Raw genomic sequence first — 2,508 nt, 5'->3', positions numbered from 1 at the left:
TGTCAATCGGCGTCCAATCGGGACCCCCTATCGGCGCGCAAAAGGGACCCCCTTTGCGCTGCGAGGGTCGGTTGATACTGGGCGCAGGTTTCGCGCTGCTGGCGGCGTAGGGAGGGCGTAGCCCGACCGGAGACGGCAGCAGCGCGAAGGCGTTTCTTCGAGGTGGTCAGCTGCGGTGCTTGAAGCGCCAGCTGTCGTTGCCGGTCTCGACGATATCGCAATGGTGCGTGATGCGGTCGAGCAGCGCGGTGGTCATTTTGGGATCACCGAAGACGGTGGGCCACTCGCCGAACGCCAGGTTGGTGGTGATAATGACCGAGGTCTTCTCGTAGAGCTTGCTGATGAGGTGGAACAGCAGCTGCCCGCCTGATTTGGCGAACGGCAGGTAGCCCAATTCGTCGAGGACCACGACGTCGAGCCGGCTGAGCTGGGCGGCCATGGCGCCGGCCTTGCCGATGCGGGCTTCCTCCTCGAGCCGGGTGACGAGGTCCACCGTGTTGAAGTAGCGGCCGCGGGCACCGGAACAGACGACGCTGGCGGTGATCGCGGTGGCCAGGTGGGTCTTGCCGGTTCCCGTCCCGCCGATGAGCACGATATTGCGCCGTCCTGGCAGGAACGAACCCGCGTGTAGCGAACGCACCAACCCCTCGTTGATCGGGGTGCCCTCGAACACGAAGGCATCGAGGTCCTTGACAACCGGCAGCTTGGCTGCGGTCATGCGGTAGCGGATCGAGGCAGCATGGCGATGCGCCGCTTCCGCTCGTAGCAGGTCGGTCAGGATCTCGTGGGTTGTGCGCTTGCGCTGGAGCCCTGTAGTGACGGCCTCGTCGAACGCCCCGGCCATGCCCCTGAGGCCGAGCCCGCGCATCGCCTCGATCATCTCATGCCGCTGCATCGAGGCCCCGCACCGCATCGTATCGGGCGCAGTCCGCGATCGGCGGATGGCTGAGCTTGAGATCGACGACCACGTCGAGGGGCCTCTCGGATAGTGGCTCGCGGTATCGGGCCAGGATGTTGAGGATCACCTCGTCGCTGGCCGCACCGGCATCAAGCGCTTCGCGGATCGCAGCCTCGACCGCGTCCAGGCCATCGGTCAGCACAGCGGCCAGCACGCGCACGAAGCGCCGGTCGGCCTCGTCACCGCTCCCCAGTTTGCGGCGGAGCCGTGCCAGTGCCGGCGGCAGGTCCCAGCCCTGGAAGGGCGCACCGTTCCGCAAGGCGCCCGGCTTGTTGGCCAGGACGGGAAGATAATGCCAGGGATCGTAGATCGTCCGATCACGGCCGAAGTGCCGGGCATGTTCGGCAACGACCTCGTCACCCAGGCGCACGACGATGCGGTCGGCATAGGCGCGGACCTGGACGGCACGCCGCGCGGCCTTGGCCATGACAGAATAGCGGTTGCGGTCGAAGCTGATCAGGCAGGTGCCGGTCACGGCATGGGCGGTCTCGTGGAAGCCGTCGAACGGCGCCAACATTGGCTGCAGGGCTGGCCGCTCGAGATCCAGCGCCTCGGCCACGGTCAGTTCCTTCTGCTCGGGATGCAGATGCAACGAGGCCCAGCGCAGACACTCGGCCTCCAGCCATCCGTTGAGCTCCTCGATGCTGGCAAAGCGCAAGCGGGGCTGGAAGAAGCGGCCCCGGATGGTCTGGACCTGGTGCTCGACCTGACCCTTCTCCCATCCCGCCGCCGGTGAGCAGGCCGTGGGCTCGACCATGTAATGGTCGGCCATGACCAGGAACCGGCGGTTGAACACCCGCTCCTTGCCCACGAAGACCGCAGCGACAGCGGTCTTCATGTTATCGTAGATCCCGCGCAGCGGAACGCCGCCGAAAAAGGCGAAGCCCCGGGCATGGGCATCGAACACCATCTCCTGGGTCTCGCGCGGATAGGCCCGGACGTAGACCGCCCGAGACGCGCACAGCCGCATATGCGCCACCTTCACCCGCATCGGCTTGCCGGCGATCTCTACATCCTCGTGGCTCCAGTCGAACTGGTAGGCTTCGCCAGGCTGGAACAACAGCGGGATGAAGGCAGGTGCGCCGTCGCCCGCATCCTTGCGCCGGGCTTCCGCCCAGCGCCGGGCGTAGCGCCGGACCGCGTCGTAGGAACCCTCAAACCCCTCGCGGCACAGCAGGTCATGGATCCGGGTCATGCGCAGCCGATCGCGCCGATGCCGGGCCTCGTTCTCCGTCAGCAGCGTATCAAGGCGCTCCTGGAACGGCCCAAGCCGGGGCAGCGGTTGAACCGTGCGGTGATAATCGAACGCGCCTTCCGGCGCCCGGATCGCCTTGCGCACCACCTTGCGCGACAGTCGCAAATCCCGCGCAATCGCCTTGATCGCCTTACCGTTCGCGTGCTCGCGCCGGATCCGAACAACTGTCTCCACCACCAACATCCCGATCTCGCCACCTGAAATACCAGGCGGCCCGCTACACCATCGGAATGAGGGGTCCCTTTTAGACGCCGATCACCCCGCTAACGGGGTCCCTTTTGCACGCCGGTCCACA

General features: G+C 66.3%; 2 protein-coding genes. Both read right to left on the bottom strand.

Going from position 1 to position 2,508, the window contains the following annotated elements; translation table 11 throughout:
• Positions 1–166 precede the first annotated feature (166 nt).
• Positions 167–895 carry an IS21-like element helper ATPase IstB gene (istB, locus tag HUW43_RS05240; RefSeq protein WP_188236390.1) on the bottom strand — a complete coding sequence of 243 codons (729 nt, stop codon included), beginning with the start codon at positions 893–895 and terminating at the stop codon, positions 167–169.
• Entirely contained in the window at positions 882–2,396 is a 1,515-nt protein-coding gene (istA, locus tag HUW43_RS05235; protein WP_188236389.1) for an IS21 family transposase, read from the bottom strand. The genes istB and istA overlap by 14 nt, the downstream gene beginning before the upstream one ends.
• Between the last annotated feature and the right edge of the window lie 112 nt (positions 2,397–2,508).

This window comes from Sphingopyxis sp. LK2115 (assembly GCF_014595975.1).
Classification (GTDB): domain Bacteria; phylum Pseudomonadota; class Alphaproteobacteria; order Sphingomonadales; family Sphingomonadaceae; genus Sphingopyxis.
The sequence above is the reverse complement of the archived record's forward strand: the minus strand, read 5'-3'. Positions and strand labels throughout refer to the sequence as shown.

What these genes read in the sequence shown, in the direction of transcription:
- istB (WP_188236390.1), bottom strand. Translation starts at nt 895, where the DNA reads ATGCAGCGGCATGAGATGATCGAGGCGATGCGCGGGCTCGGCCTCAGG.
- istA (WP_188236389.1), bottom strand. Translation starts at nt 2,396, where the DNA reads ATGTTGGTGGTGGAGACAGTTGTTCGGATCCGGCGCGAGCACGCGAAC.